The following is a 19894-nucleotide window of genomic DNA, read 5'->3' on the forward strand; positions in this document are numbered from 1 at the left end:
TAGAGTTGTTTGAATCTTATGGAGCTAGTCTGTCCAGCAGGAAACCTCCCTTCCCTGAAGGCGGCGATTCAGCAGGGAGCTGATGCTGTTTATATCGGGTTTAAAAACCAGACCAATGCCCGTCATTTTGCTGGCCTCAATTTCAACGACCGCAAAGCGCGGAATGCCATTGCCGAGGTCAGAAACCGTGGCAAAAAATTATTTGTAGCGATTAATACCTACGCAAACAATGACTCCCTCGCCGACTGGCACAAAGCCGTTGACGAAGCTCATGCGATTGGTGCCAATGCCGTCATCCTCGCAGATATAGGACTGATGGAATACTGTGCCCGCAAATACCCGGACCTGGCCATACACCTGTCTGTTCAGGGTTCTGCAACGTCCCTGCCAGCGCTGCAGTTTTATCAGTCGCATTTCAACGTCAAACGCGCCGTACTACCAAGAGTGCTGTCAATCAAACAAGTTCGCTACCTGGCAGAACAAAGCACCATAGATCTTGAGGTATTCGGCTTTGGCAGCCTCTGTATCATGGCCGAGGGGCGCTGCCATCTGTCTTCCTATTTATGTGGCGAATCCCCCAACAAAAACGGCGCCTGCTCTCCGGCCCGGTTCGTGGAATGGCGGGAGCACCCTGCATACCTCGAAACACGTCTCAATGATGTTGTCATCGATCGTTTCAAAGCAGATGAAAAAACCGGATACCCGACATTATGCAAAGGCCGTTTTCAGGTTGAAGATCAGCTTTATCACACCCTTGAATGGCCCACCAGCCTCAACACTCTGGCTATTCTGCCGGAGCTGCAACAGGCTGGCGTCAAAGCCATCAAAATTGAAGGCCGGCAACGCAGTCCGGCGTATATAGAAAATGTCGCTCGAATATGGCGGGCGGCTCTGGATCAACTGACCAAAGATCAGCCTTATCAGGTAAAAGATGAGTGGATGTCGACTCTGGCAACATATGCGGAAGGCGAACAGACAACCCTGGGAGCCTACGACCGCCCCTGGCAATAGGAGTTGGAAATGAAAATAACAATTGGTGCCAACCAATTCTATTGGAACAGAAATGATACCTTTGACTTTTACCACCAGTTACTCAGCGCCCCTGTGGACCGGGTCTACCTCGGTGAAACCATTTGTCCAAAACGCAAAGAACTGCGTTATGACGACTGGCTTGACATCGCCAGACAACTCAGCGAAAAAGGCAAAGAAATCGTTCTATCGAGCCTGACACTACTGGAATCCGAATCCGACTTTCGTCAGGTAAGACAAATATGTGCCAACGAGCAGTATCTTGTGGAAGCCAACGACATCGCGGCTGTACAAATCGCATCAGAACTCAATAAGAATTTTATACTCGGTCCAGCCATCAACATATACAGCAGTGCCACGCTGGATTTTCTGGTCCGCCAGGGTGCAGTGACTTGGGTTCCCCCAGTGGAAATTGGCTACCAACAGATAGACACCATTTATTCTCAGGCACTGACATCGGTAGATCTGGAGATTTTCGCCTATGGTTACCTGCCACTGGCCTACTCCGCACGTTGCTACTCAGCCCGTCATCACCAATTTCAAAAAGACCAATGCCAAAAAATCTGCATGGAATATCCTGACGGCATACAGATTTTCTCCCAGGATGGCGAACCCGTTTTTAACCTGAACGGCATCAGTACCCAGTCCGGAAAAATCGCCCAACTGATTACCGAGATACCACGTATGGAACTCATGAACGTTGACTACGTTCGTTTGAGCCCGGTCAAAAACGGCTTTTTTGAGACGATAAAACGCTACCACAAAGCACTTACCGGACAACCAGATCCTATGATTCCCATCGCCCGCACCGGCTGTAATGGTTACTGGTTTGAAGAAGCTGGCAAGGAATGGGTTTAACCTTCGACATCTCTGCTAAAGCCATAAACTCAGCTCAAGACTCATGAACACAACCCTTAGGTTTTCTTCATGAGTCGGCTGTTATCTGGATACACCCTTCCATTCAAGAATTTCCGTTAATGACTTTATAGCAAAAAGGCTTACTTGTAGTTAGGTTCATCGTTGGCTTTGCCAAGTGAAAAAGCCACTTGTCGGCCAGTACCTGTTCTGTGGTCTGCCGCCGCAGGGTTTTGCATAAAGGCTTCTTTTTTAGACATTGCAAAATTCCGGCCTTCAAGATACACGCGTTCTGCACCACGGTCGTCCACGAAATTGCCTTGGTAACTGAGTTTTTTGCCTGGCGGGCAAATGCATTGGATGCTTATTGGGCGAAAATCAAATTCGTTGGAGGAGGATAATTTCTGCACGACGAGTGCACGTTTCATGAGCGGGGTGTGTTTGTCACATTTGGTCTTTTTGATCTTTAAAAGCTTCCGCCGTTGACGAAATTGGTCGTTAGGTATCACTGCATTCATTTGGTTTTCGTGTGAACATAGGTTATTGGCTTCGTTAGCTTTTCTATCAGCGAATAAAATGATGTTTAATTAAGTGGCCTCTGAAAAATGGCCTATTTTCGCGCAGGACGTTGTCAGGGTCAGCATTACGGAAATTTCTGTCAAATGAAAACGAGTCATGGTATTTAATATGGTTATGGCTTTCCTGTCTGTTGGCGGGTTCAGTCATTCCAATGCTGTTAAGCATTAAAACTCCCGGCTAACTCGAAATGGTGAAAAGACATACCTGTTGGCAGTTGCTTTGATACTGAATTTATCAAGAGAGAAGATGCACTACCGGACTTTAAAGCGCCCTTAACAGAACATTGAAACAGGTATAAATACCCATGTCACGGTCATTCTACATCCAGGTGAATTATTTATCTCTTTTGCGGTAGTCATCTTTATTCAACCAACAATACAGATTCATAGTAATCTGTCTCAGCATGTTTGGGATTGGGTCGACAATACTTCCAGCCATTTCGCTGATAAAAATTTAGCGCTCTCTGGTTGCTACGGCTGACGGATAATATAGCTCTGTTGCAGCTCGCCTTTAACAACACAGAAAATATATGGTCCTGTAACTGTTGCGCAAGCCCCAGCCCGCGATACTCCGGCTTCAGGTAAATCAGATGTATGTAGCCGGTTCTTGGTTCAGATGAAAACGTGCGAAACTCCAATTGACCGGCAATGTTTTTGCCGTTCCAAACATGTACGTAAGACCATTCCTGCAGCAACAATCTTTCGGCTATTCGTTCCCGATAGCCAGTCAGAAAATCATCAAATCCCTCATAATGACCGAAGCTGCAAAGGTAGGCATCTTTACGGGCCGCCACACAACTATCGAAATCGCGTTCTAAGTTGATCACTTTGAATTCCAGATCCATTGCCGCCTCTTATACCAACCGATGTAATGTCCGAAAATATGAAGCCTTTCCTAAAACCCGAAATGGCTTTCATCACGTATTAACAATATCACCGCAATAGCGCGTCACCCAATCTATCTGCTCCTGAGTGTCTGGTACGGATACGCCTCTTTTTTGCGATATATATTCGAATGCGCCTAATGGTTCAAAACCACATTGCAACAAAACTCCTGCGGCAACGATACCTGTTCGGCCAATGCCGGCACGGCAATGAATCACCGTATTCACCCCTCCGGCCATCTCGTGATACAAGCGCTTTGTAAATGCTGTAAACCGTGCTACAGAATGCGGCAGTCCTCTGTCGGGAATGGGGAAGGAGATGAATTCCATACCGTTTTTTTCGGCCAGCTCACGTTCACGGCTTAAACCCACATCGATGGCTTCCTGTTCTTCGAGAAGAGATACAATCTTATGGATGCCGAAGCGGGCAATAGCTGTAAACTCATCTTCGATCCATTCACCGGATACCGGTTTTGCCATCACAAACAAACAGCCACTGCCGATTTCTTCAACTTTATATATATCGGGAGTCATATTAGGAAGTTCTATTTTCTATCAGCATTATAAAATTGCGAATACTGTAGTAACCGTGCTTTTTAATCCATGGCAATGATTTCAATGCCAATAACCCTGCATCCCATATTTCATTATTGTTTAACGCTTCAAAGGTTTGCTCGCCAGATACATTGCAAAAAAAACAACGAAACCATGACGGGTTAGTACTCAACGATTTGTTCTTAATGGCTTGTTCGATGACGGAAAAAAATCCATCTGGAATCGTGGCATCAGTTTCGGTACTGCCACGGGTACCAATATTACCAATAAAAGCTTTATATTCTTTCCCGTCAATATTCCAGAGTTCGATCGATACCTGATCCGGATCGGTTTGACCCCAGAGGGAAGCAAGCAAGACATGGAAAGAATTGACACAGAAATTGTGCAATGCGTCATTGATTGCACTGCGCCCCGAGCCGATGCCTGCGAAACTTTCCGTAACGATTCGTCGGTCCTCAAGCAACACCTCCACTTCCAGACAACCGTTTTGTTCTCTGGGATACCAGATAGCTCTGATCGCAGGTAGTTTGCCCAAAGGAACAATCCACTCATTGCTGATTTGAAACTGTATTTCATGAGCAGACATCAACTCAGATAATTCTTTTTCAAGTGTTATTGGTTCCATGAAGTACCTTGTGGTTTAGAATATCCCTGCACTGCCAAAGTGACATAGTCTTCGACATAAATACTAATTTTATGCGGCATTCCAAGATGGGTAGACTTTATTCTCTTTCATTGAGTACCAACATATATTGAAACCCTGTCAGCGACAGAACGTATACCAGATGTCCGCTACAGCTTTAATACCCCGCAACCCTCAGGCGGTCTTTAAAGGTCACAACCAGAATATCGCGATAGCCCTCCACGGCAGGATCAATCTGTTGGATGGCGGTGACGCCATGAAGAATTTCCCGGTCATTAACGATGGCCATACTCATGGGTTCACACAGGGTAAATTCGTCGAGCAGGTTATGGCGGTGATCGAAAATCTGGCTAATGCCTCCTTCGACACCATGGCGGTTGATCAGTACCATCATGACGAAATCGACTCCATCACTGTGGATACCTTCTGGCGTTGGCAGGCCACGTTGGTGATGATTGGCGTCGATCCGAAACTGGTGAGCTTCGATATGCCAGCTAGCCTCAGGAGCCAGGCGGGAAAAGATCCGGCAGCCTGTGTTCATCAGTGCGACAAATATGCAGCTGCTTTTAACAACATCGGCAATCGGTTCATAGTAGCGCAGTATGCCGCCATTCAAGGGGTTGTAACTCAGGCTCTGGTAATGAGGTTGATGCGGTTCCGGCCGCCAGGTGTCAGTACCCGGGAGGGCACTAAAGGTGGCATGACGGCGACGCCGATAATGACCACCATCGGCCATGTAGGGATCCTCTTTCAGGTCATGCCAACTGTCTGCAAACAGTTGCCAGTCATTCAGTGCAGCCGGGTCATCGGTCAGCAACCATTGCCGCAATTCCTTTGCCGCTATGTGGGCATAATAGTGCTGCTGCAGGATCTCCTGAAGATCATCGATCAGACCTGGATCGTCAACCGTATCGTCTCGCACCGGTTCAGTCATTGGGCTCGTCCATCATTGAGGAAGGCAGAGTGTATCAATTTCTTTTCGGTTGTTGAAAAACATCCTGCATGGGTTCATAAAATCCTGCCCACCGCTTCCTGGCAACTGTGCGCCAGCGGGATGATCACGTTACAATCTATTGACTGGCATGACAGCCAGTACTGTGATCCCGGAGACATTGAATGTCCAGACTGTTAATAACCGGTGCCCGTGCACCGGCGGCATTGGAGATAGCCCGAAACCTTCACCAGCACGGCCATGTTGTGTTTGCTGCGGATTCGTTACGTTTTCCGCTGGCGGCCAACAGCCGGGCGGTCAGCGCTTACCATATGATTCCGGCACCCCGCGATGGCATTACTGCTTATACCCAGGCATTGCTGGAGATTATTCAACGTGAACACATTGACTATCTGATTCCCACCTGCGAAGAGATTTTCTACATTGCTTTTATTCGCGAGACGTTAAACCCGTACTGCCATGTTTGCTGTGGTGACTTTGATCTGCTCAGTCGCCTGCATAGCAAACTTGAAGTCCTCGACCTGTGCAATGCATTACCGGTGCAAATCCCCGCAACGCGGGTCATCGAAGATATTAGTATGATGACAGACCGGGCGTTGGCCAATCGAGTGGTCAAAAGCGAGTTCTGTCGTTTTGGCACGGGTGTGTTATTACATCCTACCAACAGGCAGTTGCGGCAACTGCATCATCATCGGCATGGACGTCTGCTGTGGCAACAAAAACTCACCGGTAATGAGTATTGCAGTTATGCCATTGCAGTGAATGGTGAGGTATTTGCCGAGACTATCTATCGCCCACGGCATCGTTTGACTTCAGCAGCTGGCATTTATTTTGAACCGGTTATGCATCCGGGCATTTCAAAGTTTATTGCAGCATTTTGCCGTTATTATAAATTTGAAGGCCAGGTTGGTTTTGATCTCATGGTTATCGAAGATCAGGTGTATCTGCTGGAATGCAATCCGCGCTGCACCAGTGGTGTTCACTTGTTGACGGATGTGGATCTGTTCGCTGCGTTTACGGGTACCCGAAAAACCGAAGCGGTACCACGACCGGCAATGCTAACCCTGCCCATGTTATTGATCGGTTTACCAGTGGCGTTAAAAAAACTGCGTCTGCGGCAGTGGTACAGGGATTTTCGCCGGGCAAGGGATGCGATACAGCAAAAGGGTGACAAACCATTTCTACTGTTCTCCCTGCTAGCTCTGGGCGAGCTGGTCGTCAAAGCTTGGCGGTTGCGGTTGTCGCTTCGTCAGGCGTCAACAATGGATATCGAATGGGACGGAGAAGCAATTCGATGATATCGGTGATTCAGCCACCACATGCTGCTTCTGCCAATCCGGTTGATCGTTATCTATCGGCTTTTACCGGAAGTACGCAGCCGGTGATACAAAACGTTCAAACCCGCTTTGCCGTGTGGACAAACTCGAACGGTCTGGCACTGCCGGTCACCATCAATGATCATGAGTATGACAACAGCTATGTTTGTTCACCCTACACGGCACTGGTACCTTATTGTCTGGAGGAACTGGCGAAGCTGAATAATCCACTGCTCCGGGCCATGATCCGCCAATTGATATTACTGATGGCCGGAAGCCTGAAAAAGCATCAGATCAATAAAGTGGTGCATGTCAATAACTGGTTGTTGTCCACCAATCTTTATATCGATGGCCTGAACTCTGACATGAGTGCGTTGATTAAGCCATTTACCTCTGCGTATAACGATCATGCATTGATCTTCAGATCGTTAAATGAATTCGCCAATGCGCAATTGCTGTCCGGCTTTCGAGAGGCAGGATGCCTGATCGTTCCGACCCGGCAGGTCTATCTTTATGATCCGTCACTGAAAGATTACTGCAGCACCCATAATTACCAGATTGATCAGCGGTTGCTGACCAAAACGCCCTATCAACATGTTACTGGTGCTGCAATCGGTGTAAACGATCATGCCCGCATTGTCGAGCTGTACAACATGCTGTATATACAGAAATATTCCCGCCATAACCCGCAGTTCACCACACGGTTCATCGCACAGATCAGTCAGCATCCTTACTTTGAACTGGAAGGGTTCCGTAATGCCAATGGGATACTGGATGCCGTGGGCGGGCGCTTCAGTATCGGTCATACCACAACCTTGCCAATTGTTGGTTATGACACCACCAAACCTCAAAAGCTGGGGCTATATCGTATGGTACTGATGTCGACCATGCAGCACGCCCATCAACAGGGTTTGTGTTTTAACGCCAGTTCCGGTGCCGCCGGCTTTAAACGCCTGCGTGGTGCCGTACCGATGATTGAGTATTCTGCTGTGTATGTCCGCCACCTGCCCCGGGCCAGACAACGTATCTGGCAACGGCTGGCATTTATTTTGAACCGGTTGTTTGTGCCGGTTATGCAGAGATATGAGTTATGAGCACAACATTATGCGGTTCACCATGGACGGCCGTCATCGCTGCGAAAACACTGAAGCGCAAACCGTTATCCATCTATTTCCAACAGCAACCTGTTGTATTGTTTCGATCCGGCGACCATATTGCTGCCCTGCTTGACCGCTGCCCACATCGTGGGGCGTTATTGTCTGCCGGCAAAGTCTGCGGCACTTCGTTGCAATGTCCGTATCATGGTTGGCAGTTTGATGGTTCTGGCCGTCAAACCGGGTTTCCCGGGATACCCGAAACAGCGAAATGCCCTGCCTTCAACATCAAAGCTTTTGACGCGGTCGAAGATAGCGGTCTGATCTGGCTACGCGAACAGGTACCGGATGCTGACACCGGACGGCGGTTTGTACCAGCGGTTCATCATTCACACACATGCTTCACGGTGGCAGCGTCGATCAACGCTGGGCTGGTCGACATTGCCGAGAATTTTCTGGATGCCCTGCACACGCATTTTATTCATCCAGGCAACATCCGCTCCCAGACTCACCAAAGGCATTTATGTGAGGTCACCGTGACTCAGGTGGAGGATGGTTATCAGGCTTTATATGTGGAAACAAAACAGCAGTCGGGATTGATCAGTCGCTTATTCGGGCAAGGCATTAGCCATAGTATCGGCCGGATACGACACCCTGGCATAGCGGAAATAGAATACCATTCAAACACCGGCATAGAGCTGTCGGTGGTGATTTATCTGCGCCAGGAGACCGGGCAGCGGTGTCAGTTGATTTTCCGTAATTATTTTCGCCGCCGGATTATTCCAGGCTGGTTGCAGCAGGCGGCGCTGGCACCGTTCCAGTATCTTGCCTTAAAACAAGATAAACACATTCTGGAATCGAGTGCCAATAACGTGAGCAACTGCCCGGATTTTCACCCTATCATCAGCCGCTATGATGTCATGCGCCCCTATATTGAAAAAGCTCTCCAAGGGCAGATTGATGACACCCATGAGCAATTGCAACTGATGCTGTGAGGAAAAGCAGATTATGCGTCCGTGTTCCCTTCACCATCTTTAAGGCTGGTTTCCAGCGCTTTTAACTGTTCAGAAATATCCTGTATTTTTTTCTGGGTCTTTAAATCGATATCGATTTTACGATCCATGCTGCGCACCAATGGATACAGACTGTTTTGCCAGGTATTGGCCAGCACCGTAAGGATGTTTTCCAGTCCTGGTATTGGCGGTGCGGTCACATTCAATTGCGGTTCCAGCTTCACTTCCGGCGTCTGTTGGTTGAACTGGCTCAACAGCGACAGCAGATTCTGTTGAAAGCCGGCATTTTGCTGTATTTCCTGCAGACGTGCCTGTTGCTGCTGTTGTTGCGTATCCTGACCAACACTGATGTGCTGATTAAGGTGCTGCATACCTTCCACCAGGTCCACCAGCTGCGCCACCACCCGGCCACCGATATCACCGTCACCGCCCATGGCTTTGTTGCGCTGAAAGTCTTTTTTGATCTGTTGCCAGCGTTGCTGCTGCTGTTCAGTCATGTGATCGCGCAATTCGGCGAGCTTAAGTAGGTTTTCTTCCGCACCGGTGGTCAGCAGCTGCGATTCTCCCAGGTAGTGATCATCGATCATCTGCATCAATTCATCACGATTCATGACCGCAGAGACTTTCTCTGCCATCTTGTTCATGTTCCGGTAGCTGCCCTGCAATTTAAATGAGGGTTCGGTCCGGTAGCGATCATCCTGAGCGGCAGAGGCAATGTATTGCTGATTGATTTTCAGCACCACATCCTGAATGACAAACAGCTTTTGCAAAACAGTTTTCATTTCATTCAGCTCAGCACCACTGTAAGGATATTTGAGATCCGTCGCAGCAATTGCCTCACCACCGGCCATGGCAATGATTTTATATACGTCATCCATTTCCCGGGTTGCCAATGGTGCCAGCACGGAATTGGAGGTCAGGGAGTTTTCGATATAACTCAGGGCAAACTGTTCGTCCATACCACCGAGAATATCACCGAGGTTATAAATGTCTGCCCGGTTGGCGAGCATGTCCGGCACTTTGAACGCCTCGCCGGATTCAGTATAGGGGTTACCGGCCATGACCACACAGAACTTACGACCGCGCATGTCATAGGTTTTGGTCTGGCCTTTCCAAACCCCTTCAATCCGCCGGGTGCCGTCACACAGGGAGATGAATTTTTGCAGAAATTCGGCGTGGGTATGTTGAATATCGTCGAGGTATAACATGACGTTATTGCCCATTTCCAACCCAAGGTTGAGTTTTTCCAGTTCCTGCCGCGCAGTGGCATTGGGTGCCTGGGCCGGATCAAGAGACAGAACGTCGTGTCCCAGCGAAGGACAGTTAATCTTCATGAAGATCAATCCCAGACGGTTGGCCACATACTCCATCAATGTGGTTTTACCGTAACCGGGCGGCGAAATCATCATCAACAGCCCCATGAGGTCGGTACGCTTGTTCTCACCTACAGTGCCCATCTGTTTGGCCAGGTTGTCGCCAATCAATGGTAAGTAGGATTCATTGATCAGACGGTTACGCACAAATGAACTGAGAGGACGGGGTTTAAATTCATTCAACCGCAACTTCCGCCGCTCGGTCTCAATAATGTCCTGCCGTAGCTGAAGGTAACGATGATAACCAGGCACCACTTCCTGCTCATGAGTACGTAGCCGTAACATAAAACCATCGACAGAAAAGCGCAGACACTGCTGTTCCATTGTTGGGTGATCACCGAGCAGGCCAGACACTTCGAGTTCCAGGTCAGTCTGCGTGGATCGTCGTTCTATACGTTCCCCAGCATTCAGCAGCGCCACCGCTTCCGGCACGTAGCGTTGCAGATGTGTCAGCTGCCTGCGTTTCACCATAGCAGTCAGCCAGGCTTCACCAAGCTTCCAGCGTTCATGAATAACGCCGTGCAGTTGTTCCTGGGCGCTTTGGTAGGTTCGCCAGCTCGCTTCATCCAGAGAGCGACGGAACTCTTCTATCAATAACTGAGCATACTGACTGCCGATAAACTCCAGCCGTTCACGCCCCAGCTCGGCCACCAGATAGGCGGCACTTTGCTGTTGTTCGAGACCGGAAAAATCCATTGGATACTGTTCCAGAAATTCCGCCAGATGTTGGGTCACTTCCTGTTCGAGGTTCTGAATCGCATCTTGGTCACCATACAACTGCTGCAACAGCGCTGCTGACTGGGCACGCTGCTGCCAGGTGGCTGCCAATCCGCTGAGTTCATCGATACGGGCCCTGCCGGGTAATACCTTCTGAGTGCCTAACGGCTGGATCAGGTTAGCCCAGTATACTTGCGCCAGTGCTCTGGAACGCGGATTGAAGACCAGCAGATCAGCGCTTTCCAGCGCCGGGATCAATTGTCGCAGGATTTGTGCGGCATCCACATCATGTACGCCTTTCTGATAACCCTCGCGATAACGTGGCGTGGCAAAATCACGCACCAATTTTAGTAACCGGTCTTCATCCAACAGCGCCTGCGCAAGTGTTTCGCGGTCAAACTCAACACCTTCTTCGGCAGCCTGAAGCACCAGCAATGCCAAATATTCCGACCGGTAAACCTGTTTTGATTCGGAGATCAGTGACATGTCCCAGTATGGTTTGAGGGCATCAAGTTCGGGGTCCTCAACCGTTTCAAAATACTGGGTTCCGGCCAGATGAAAACAAAGCCGTCCATCACGGGGCAGCATGGTCAGATCCAGTTCCTGGGTATTGACGCTGAAGCGATGACGTGGCCCCAGTTTGATGACATTACCACCATCTTCATAGATGTCGGTTTTATCCCGTAGTGATCGCAGCGCCTGCTCGCTGATGCTTTTCAGGCGCGCTTCGATGTCGTCGGCGTTGACACTGCTTTCCAGTTCACGCAGCCGTTCAATGGATTCTTTGGCTTTCTGCACCAGGACATCGGCGGCAAAAAAGGTATTCAGTTCTTCGGCATCGGTAAACTTGAGTGCCCGTCGTTCTATACTCGCAAGGATGCGACTGGCACCATCCACGATGGTTTGCGCCCGCCGTTGACGTTCGTCCAGCAACTGCTGTTTATGACTTTCAAACGACTCATAAATTTCTTCACGTTTCTCCATGATGTCCGCGAGAAACTGATCATGGTCACTGAACTGGCTTTCCAGTTCCTCAAGCTGTACCAACAATCGCGACAGCTGTTCATCACAGCGTTCTGGTGTGGTCGCCTGCCCCAAAGCATTGGTAATACTTTGGGAAAATAATTTGAATTGCGCACCAAACTGCGCCACCGCTTCCGCAGAGCCGACATTTTTCCGTTTATTGGCCGCCCGTGCACCAGACTGATTGAGGCGCGCATAAACATCGGAAATGGTATCGATGATACGGGTACGGACATTGGCATCGGCCACTTTAAGAGTGGCCATCAGTTCAGACAACAGATCCAGCCCTGAGGTCATACCGGTAATGGTTTCAATCAACGGTTCAAGCACTACCAGCGTTTCAGCTGTTTCGATATCTGCATTGATCTGGTCAATTTTTTCCAGATACGGTGCAAATGCAGCGTCTCCCTGGAGAAACTCTACGGTACGTTCGCTTAACTCGTTCTGGGCTTTGACCAACTGGTTATCAAGTTCACCGATGCGTTTGGTATCGATATAACGCAGTTCACGGATAGTGGTCAGGTGACCGCGCTGGCGACGCAACTGGTCCAGTGCAGCCACATATTGTTCTGCTGACAACCAGTTATCGGGACGGGCATCGCGCAGGATCTCCTGCTGTTTTGCTTCTGCCTGAGCCATGGTTTTGGCAGACTGACGGCGAATGGATTCGACTTTTTCAAATTCATCGATGACCAGTTCGGCCGTCGTGGAGACTTCTTTCAGCAGGCTGGCGATGTCAGAGACATCCGCCTGTTCGATCCAATAATGATGATCGAAGAACTTCTTGCTGCTGACACTGAGTTCTTCGTATAGCCGGGCCGATATACTCTGATTCCTGATCATTCTGACCAGGCTGTAAAGATCGGAAATTCCCCGTACCAGTTCAGAATTGCCGATGCGGCCATAAAACGTACTGGAAGGTGGCGTCTGACTGGCGAACTCCTCACTGACAAATGGAGTGGTCCAGATCTGCATCGGGTGTACCCGGGTAGGCTCACCATCGGCCGTAAAAATTACCAGCGTACCGTTTTCACTCAGGGCATAACCGTGCCCCAGAATCGGATTCTGAATGGCTTTATCAATAAGATTGTAACCCAGCAGGCAGACTTGCCCGTTGACTGGCTCATAGAAGGCATACAACACATCTTCGCCATTGGGGGAACGAATCTGACGTTTGAATTTGAGCCCCTGAATTTCATCATCGAAGGTCTTGTACTCACCATTTTGCAAATAGTACCCGCCAGGGAAAATGATACCGTGATCTTCTGGCAACTGGATGCATGACTGGCCTATCGCATCGATGCGCAGTACCTTCTCGGTCAGGCTATTGAACACCAGGTAGCGCCACGTTTCTTCCTGATACGGCAGAATCCTGAGCAGTACCAGATCACCGACGACCGCGTAAAAGATCTGGGCATCGTCGATGGATTGGGTGCCCACTTCAACCGATTCACGATAAATACCCAGACCGTCATCGGTATTGTTTTCCACCTTAATGGTCAGATCACCATTGATGGTTTCCACAAATACTTTGTCGACAATGTTGATATGCGGGTGACGGCCTTGAACGGTATCGTCACGGGTGGTTTCGAACCATTCAAAATCAAACGCCGAGGGCAGCTGAATATCGCGTTCACCGCGATTATCGATGTATTTGACCTCGCGGCCATCAGCCGAAACAGCCCAGCGAAAAACCCGAATATCCTCTAACCGTTCACCAATTTGAAAACCAGCCAACAGTTTGCCGTCTTTAACAGTCAGTTCCAGCAGCCGGGCATGTTTGTAGTAACGATAGAGTTCATCGAAATCGTTGACAAAACTGCGGTCAGCCAGAAATGTGCCTTCTGCCGAAACAGCTTCCACATCCTGTTCACTCCCCTGACCCTGCAGCTTGAATAATGCAAAAACGTCATCGACCCGGGTTTCTTTTTTCAAGCCGATGTAAACGTTATAACCAAATAACATCCATTCACCGACCTGCACCATATCCCGTGGAATACAGTTATTTTCTGTCCTGACGCGCACACGAGCAGCTACTGACATTTCCGAGGAGCCAAATTCCTCCAGCCGGTTGTCGTTCAGTTGTCGAGTGAGTTGTTCAAGCTGACGCCCCTGATCCAGCAATCGTTTGCGGATGACTTCATATGCTCCGCCTTCTGCGACTGCTGATTCTGTCAGGTGGGCTTCGGTCTGATCGGATTCTGGTTGTTGAGCCATGGTGTGATTCCAAATTCCTTGTTTTGACTGAAAAGTTGCGAGGGTGGACAAAAGCCCGGCCCCTCAGTTCCAGGCCCGGGGGAAAGATTCGGAGCAAGACTCCAAAAACAGCTCAAAAGAGCCACAGACCTGGAACAATCAAGCGGTTTTCCTGTGAAAACCTGAGAGAGAAAGTTTTAGTTCAACTTCTCATCTTTAGGTTTCTCAGCAAACACTTTGCTTTGCATCAGCTTTTCCATAAGCGTGGCCACGACGGTGCTTTTTGATGCCAGTCCATCAACGGCTTTACCAAGAGACAAGGATTTGGCGAAGTTATCGAAGAAATGTTCTTCACCACCGACGATATCAATGTTGGCTTTTTCAAGGGCTTTGGCCAGAACATCGGCATTGTCACGGGCAATATCCTTGCTCGCGGCAATGCTGGCCATCGCTTCCTGCAGCGCTGTTTCCAGCGACATACGGAATTCTTCATGTTCACGGGCCTGATCACTCATGCTGCCCATGGCACCGAATTTCTCAACCAGACCTTCGGCTTCACCTTTGAATTTCTCACGGATAACTTCGGCTTCGGCCAGACCGATTTCTTTCTGGGCACTGGCTTCTGAGCGACCTTTGGCAGCAATGACTTCAGCTTCCGCCATACCAGTACCTCGCTGAGCACTGGCTTCTGCATCACCCTTGGCCGCAATGATTTCGGCTTCCGCCATACCAGCTTCGCGACAGGCTTTGGCATCAGCATCACCTTTGGCCGCAATAATTTCGGCTTCCGCCATACCGGCATCACGTTCGGCCTTGGCTTTGGCATCACCTTTGGCAGCAATAACTTCAGCATCCACCAGACCCACTTCACGCTGCGCTCTGGCCTCGGCTTCACCTTTGGCTGCCACAACTTTGGCCTCTGCAAGCCCTTCTTTTTCAGCCGCATCGGCTTTGGCTTCGCGCACTTTGGCTTCGGCCAGACCATGAGCAGCTTCTTCGGCCTGAACACCTTCGGCCATTTTCTTCTTGCCATCAGCTTCTTTGGCGGCTTTTTCCAGCTCGGCCTGAGCCATGGTAGTGACTTCCTGGGCCCGGAATTTGGCAGCCTGTTCGTCTGCTTCCGCCGCTTTCACCTGTTTGACTTTCTCTTCTTCGGCTTTGGCTTCTGCTGCCAGCACCTGAACCTGTTTGTGGCGATCCGCTTCGGAAACCTCACGAACCTCTTTAATCCGTTCTTCCTCAACTGCCACAGTTTTGTCTACCGCGATACGCTCGCGAATGACATTGGCAATTTCTTTCTTCTCAACTTCAACCGCTTTTTCGGCTTCGATGCGCTGCAGTTCCACTTCCCGCTCACGGGCAACGACTTCGAGATCACGGGCGCGGGTGACTTTTTCCTCTTCAATGGCAATGGCCCGCAGACGGTTCTGCGTGGCCACTTCTATTTCGCGTTGCTGGTTTTCACGCTGTACGGCCAGATCCTGCTCGACAGAAATATTGGCGGATTCGGCTTTTTTTCGTTCCTCTTCCTGTACCCGTTTGGTTTCTGCTACCTCGCGTGCACGAATGGTGGCAATTTCACGTTCCTGACGAGCTTCGGCATCTGCCTGCTGGCGTGCAAGCTCCAGCATCGCTTCAGTGGTTTCCACATTCTTTTTCTTGATCGCCAGCTCTTCATCGCGCTCCAGTACGTTGGTGCGGATGTTCTGCGCAGCGGTCAGTTCGGTGATTTTCTTGATACCTTCGGAGTCGAGGATATTGCTTGAATCCAACGCCCCTTTGGGGGTCTGTTCCAGGTAATCGATGGCAACGTCTTCAAGTACATAACCACTGAGGTCATCACCGATGACCTGAATGATTTTTTCACGGAATTCAATACGGTTTTCGAACAACTGCACGAAGTCAATCTGTTTACCAACAGTCTTCAAAGCTTCTGAGAATTTGGCGGCAAACAGTTCGTATACGGCATCGCGGTCTGAGGCACGCTGGGCGCCGACTGTCTTGGCTACCCGCAGTACATCTTCTGCGGTTTCATTAACGCGCAAATAAAAGGCAACGGTGATATCGGCCCGCATGTTGTCCTTACAAATCAGACCTTCCTTACCACGACGATCCACTTCCAGGGTAATCAACGAAATTTTCATCAATTCCTTTTTGTGAATGACAGGTAGCACCAGACCACCGGTAAACTTGACCTTAGGTTTGGAACTGAGATCGTTGATGATGAGCGCAGTACCCTGGTCAACCTTATGATAAAAGGCTTTGATCAGCAGGCCGATGCACAACACAACGACAATGGCGATGCCTATCGCTGCCGTGACAAAGCCCAGACCCGATAAATCGGCGAAAAAACCCATGAGAATTACTCCTTGTTTGTGGAAAACGTTACCGTATTAATGATGTGTTGGCTGTTTCAACACGCCGTTAAATTCATGTTCCGAGATCACCCGGAAAATATTCTGAGCTTCAACATATTCCAATAGCACCACCCGATCACCTTTGACAAAGGTCTCATCATTCATAGACCTGACTTTCAGGATCAACCCGGCACCACCATCGTTGAAAAAGGCCTCTCCGAATGTCGCGTCCACACGACTGGTCCGCACCACGGCAATCTGCCCGGTCAGATGTTTAGCCATATCCTGGTAGGGGTCGCTGAATATTTTGCGCAGTGGACGAATAATCAGCGCGGAGGGAATAGAGGCGAGATAAAGGGAGCCCAGGAAAATGACCAGACCCAGCAGGTAATGTACGAAACCCTGACTGGCAACAGGGTTGAGAATGTAATGTACAGCCAGATAACTGATGACCCACCCAAACCATGATAACAATGAGATGACAATGGTTAGCGGAACACCATGAAGACCAAATCTGGACAAGATGCCCGCCAGTGACATATTGACATCAGCACCTTCTGCTGAACCGTTGCCTTCGGGAAGGTCGACATCGATATCAGCAACATCCAGATCAACCAGGCCCAATACCGCAATCAGCCAGAAACACAGGCTCACCCCCAGAAAAAAGGTAAAAATAACGGTCGGGAAAGATCCTATGTTCTGATAAAAAGGATCCATTTTGCTGCTAAGAAAAATAGCGAACACCTTTATCTCCTGATAATAATTGTATCCCTTCGGCCAACTGCATGGTGAATCTGACTACGGGCCATTTCACACTGGCAGGCTATCGATATCGCTGAATTTCCGAGACTTCAGTCACATTTTTATCTGACTGAAAATATACTGCATGCTGACTGCCGCAATTCGGCATCGATATCAACGAAGGACGCAATTAAACTGTATTTCGTTTAAAACTAAAACCCGAAAATCATGAAAATTTTCAGGAGCATTTATTCCAGCTGAAACAAACGTGTATTTTCTTCCTGTTCACCGGCCAGACGGCCCAGCGCTTTAATATGTTCAAAATTGTCACCGGCACGACTGGCAACTTCTTCGGCATTCGCAAAGATATCATTGATATGACTCGCCACATCAGTGGAGATCTGCTGCTGAGATTCGGCAGCCTGATTCATCGATAACACCATATCCTGTACCGCTGACAGTTTTTCACTGATGATTTTGAGAGAGCCGTCGGTGGCACTGGCTTTTTCCACCATCTCGTCAATGCGTCCAACATTCTGGTCCATGTGCGCAACCAACTGATTTGCCAACGTTTGTAACTGACTGACAACGTTGTTAATTTCCACCGTCGATTCCTGGGTTTTAATCGCCAGTGCCCGCACTTCATCGGCCACCACCGCAAACCCTCGCCCCTGTTCACCGGCCCGAGCGGACTCAATGGCGGCATTCAATGCCAGCAGGTTGGTCTGTTCGGCAATTTTGGCAATCATGGTAACCGCTTTTTCGATTTGCCCGGAGTGTTCCTGAAGACCGGTCGACATTTGTTGTGCCGACCCGATATTCCCGCGAAAGCGGTTGATCAGTTCGTTGGTATTGAGAATGCTGTTTATGCTGTCTTCGGTTTCGCTGAATAGTTGTTTGATTTCTGCCAGAGCCAGACCCGAGGATTCACAAACCGCCTGGGTTGCCTGCTCCATTTCGCGGGAGGAGGCAGCAATGTTTTGAGTACTCTGGTGCTGAGCATCCAGGCGCACCTTCAGGCCCTCATCCCGAGCCAGACTGTCTTTAACCAGCTCGCCGATATTTCTGGATTTATCAATCAGAGCCCTTAACAGCTGGCTTAGGTTGGCAACCAGCTCATCGATGCCATGGCCAATATCACCCAGTTCATCCTGTGAAGAGAGTTTCAGCCGATGACTCAGATCGCCCCGGCTGGTCAGGGCCAGGAACCCCAGAATGCTGTCCATAGGCTGACGTATTTTTCTGATCAGCCAGACGGTCAGCAGCACTGAAAATATCACCGACACCAGAACAGTTATGATGACAACATTTTGAGAGTGGCTGTAAAGCTGTTTCGAATCTGTCCGGTTTTGCTGAAGATCAGCGTTTACGACAGTATCCACCTGTGCACTGGCATTAACGACCTGTTTGGCAATCTGCGCCAGCTGAATCATGTTTTCGATGTTGCTCTGTTGCAACTGCAATACCGCCAGCCGTTGAGCCATCAACCCCTGCGGGTCGTTAACCGTTTTAGTCAACATAGCAACATAAGGCGCATATTTTTCATATATGATGGCAGAACCCTGCTCAATAGTCTGATACCGATTCTGGATGAGCATCATCGTCGAGCGGGCACTCTCGATAATTGCCTGCATGTTGGCGGTATCGTTGATCTGGTCCAGTCTGGCCAGGTCATTACGCAGCAGGTTAATCTTATCGGCGATATATTTCTGATTTCCCGGTACGGTTTTTTCTGCCGCAGTCAGCTCCATATAGCTTTTGCGGGCCAGTACTTCGATGACCCGGTCGACCACTTTCATGTCGATGGAAAAATTCAGCCAGACCTTGCTGTATTCTTCGGCTGCCAGTGCATATGTCTGCCGGCTCTGCAACAGAGACTGGCGATCGCGCATCTGTGTTTCAGCAAACCGTACCAGCTCCTGTACGATGACATCGACGGCATCCAGCGCCTCGTTCAAACCCTTCGATGACAAACTGAAATTACGTAGCTCGGTAAGCTGCTGCTGATATTCCTGATAAAGCGTTTGAAACTCGTTCTCATACTGACTTAACTGATCCGGCCGATACTCAGCATAGTGCTCCGAGACAAGACGATTCATACCCGCCATGGCCATAGACAGTTGCTTGTTCTGATCCAGCACCGGAATGATGGTGTCGTTAATATGATCAATATTATTGTTCATCGAACTCAACGCATTGAGTGCCTGCCAGGCCAAAAACAACAACAATGCAATAACAATGGCAAAGCCGGCTGTGGTTCGGTTTACAACGGTGATTCTCATGTATTTACCCGGTTGTTAATTTTTGTTCAGGTCTTTGACAATGTTTTCAGTATAGATCCTGATGACTACTCCTGTTGACCCATTACCGTTTTATCGGCCAAGTAATTGACTTCTGTAAGTCCACACTCGTAGACTTGCCCACAACTCTCGGGGAGCCTTGTCCCATGACATGGCTGAGACGCGCAAGCGGACCCGTTGAACCTGATCCGGTTAATACCAGCGTAGGGAAGAGTCAGTCCATGAAACTCATGCACATCATTTCAGTTTTCATAGGCCGATCCTCAGG

The 19894-nt window shown here is 49.3% G+C and carries 14 protein-coding genes and 1 riboswitch; of the genes, 5 read left to right on the plus strand and 9 right to left on the minus strand.

Annotation, left to right across the window (positions count from 1 at the left end):
* Positions 1-18 precede the first annotated feature (18 nt).
* Complete coding sequence (gene ubiU, locus ACQY6I_RS20290) at positions 19-1011, plus strand: ubiquinone anaerobic biosynthesis protein UbiU (protein WP_428243337.1); 993 nt, start codon at positions 19-21, stop codon at positions 1009-1011.
* 9 nt (positions 1012-1020) lie between these two features.
* Positions 1021-1887, plus strand: coding sequence for a U32 family peptidase (locus tag ACQY6I_RS20295; protein ID WP_428243338.1), 867 nt, complete (start codon positions 1021-1023; stop codon positions 1885-1887).
* A gap of 140 nt (positions 1888-2027) precedes the next feature.
* Here the strand turns inward: ACQY6I_RS20295 and ACQY6I_RS20300 are convergent, their stop codons facing one another.
* The 5 genes from ACQY6I_RS20300 to ACQY6I_RS20320 form a co-directional block, all read right to left on the minus strand.
* A complete protein-coding gene (locus ACQY6I_RS20300; protein ID WP_428243339.1) occupies positions 2028-2402 on the minus strand; it encodes a hypothetical protein in 375 nt (124 codons plus the stop codon).
* Positions 2403-2824: 422 nt separating this feature from the next.
* Positions 2825-3307 (minus strand): N-acetyltransferase family protein, encoded by a 483-nt coding sequence (locus ACQY6I_RS20305; protein ID WP_428243340.1) that lies wholly within the window; start codon positions 3305-3307, stop codon positions 2825-2827.
* Positions 3308-3379: 72 nt separating this feature from the next.
* Positions 3380-3880 carry a protein-tyrosine phosphatase family protein gene (locus ACQY6I_RS20310; RefSeq protein ID WP_428243341.1) on the minus strand — a complete coding sequence of 167 codons (501 nt, stop codon included), beginning with the start codon at positions 3878-3880 and terminating at the stop codon, positions 3380-3382.
* Position 3881: 1 nt separating this feature from the next.
* On the minus strand, positions 3882-4526 hold the full coding sequence (locus ACQY6I_RS20315) for a DUF6348 family protein (RefSeq protein ID WP_428243342.1): 645 nt from the start codon (positions 4524-4526) through the stop codon (positions 3882-3884).
* Positions 4527-4701: 175 nt separating this feature from the next.
* Entirely contained in the window at positions 4702-5478 is a 777-nt protein-coding gene (locus ACQY6I_RS20320) for a 2OG-Fe dioxygenase family protein (RefSeq protein WP_428243343.1), read from the minus strand.
* 182 nt (positions 5479-5660) lie between these two features.
* Here ACQY6I_RS20320 and ACQY6I_RS20325 point away from each other — a divergent pair, with 182 nt between their 5' ends.
* Genes ACQY6I_RS20325 through ACQY6I_RS20335 form a run of 3 tightly spaced genes read left to right on the plus strand, consistent with a single transcriptional unit; the run spans position 5661 to position 8901 of the window.
* The gene (locus ACQY6I_RS20325) at positions 5661-6794 is read left to right on the plus strand and encodes a hypothetical protein (RefSeq protein WP_428243344.1); all 1134 of its coding nucleotides are present in this window, start codon (positions 5661-5663) and stop codon (positions 6792-6794) included.
* Positions 6791-7906, plus strand: coding sequence for a hypothetical protein (locus tag ACQY6I_RS20330; protein ID WP_428243345.1), 1116 nt, complete (start codon positions 6791-6793; stop codon positions 7904-7906). The genes ACQY6I_RS20325 and ACQY6I_RS20330 overlap by 4 nt, the downstream gene beginning before the upstream one ends.
* Complete coding sequence (locus tag ACQY6I_RS20335; RefSeq protein WP_428243346.1) at positions 7903-8901, plus strand: Rieske 2Fe-2S domain-containing protein; 999 nt, start codon at positions 7903-7905, stop codon at positions 8899-8901. The genes ACQY6I_RS20330 and ACQY6I_RS20335 overlap by 4 nt, the downstream gene beginning before the upstream one ends.
* Positions 8902-8912: 11 nt before the next feature.
* Here ACQY6I_RS20335 and ACQY6I_RS20340 read toward each other — a convergent pair whose 3' ends face one another.
* The 4 genes from ACQY6I_RS20340 to ACQY6I_RS20355 all read right to left on the minus strand — a co-directional run bounded on the left by ACQY6I_RS20340 (position 8913) and on the right by ACQY6I_RS20355 (position 19608).
* The gene (locus ACQY6I_RS20340) at positions 8913-14249 is read right to left on the minus strand and encodes a DNA repair ATPase (protein ID WP_428243347.1); all 5337 of its coding nucleotides are present in this window, start codon (positions 14247-14249) and stop codon (positions 8913-8915) included.
* Between the two features lie 176 nt (positions 14250-14425).
* Entirely contained in the window at positions 14426-16585 is a 2160-nt protein-coding gene (locus ACQY6I_RS20345; RefSeq protein WP_428243348.1) for a hypothetical protein, read from the minus strand.
* Positions 16586-16621: 36 nt separating this feature from the next.
* A complete protein-coding gene (locus tag ACQY6I_RS20350; RefSeq protein ID WP_428243349.1) occupies positions 16622-17329 on the minus strand; it encodes a DUF1449 domain-containing protein in 708 nt (235 codons plus the stop codon).
* A gap of 245 nt (positions 17330-17574) precedes the next feature.
* Positions 17575-19608, minus strand: coding sequence for a methyl-accepting chemotaxis protein (locus ACQY6I_RS20355; RefSeq protein ID WP_428243350.1), 2034 nt, complete (start codon positions 19606-19608; stop codon positions 17575-17577).
* 138 nt (positions 19609-19746) lie between these two features.
* Positions 19747-19853, plus strand: a riboswitch (TPP riboswitch).
* Positions 19854-19894: the final 41 nt, after the last annotated feature.

This window comes from Gynuella sp., from assembly GCF_050297175.1.
Classification (GTDB): Bacteria; Pseudomonadota; Gammaproteobacteria; order Pseudomonadales; family Natronospirillaceae; genus Gynuella.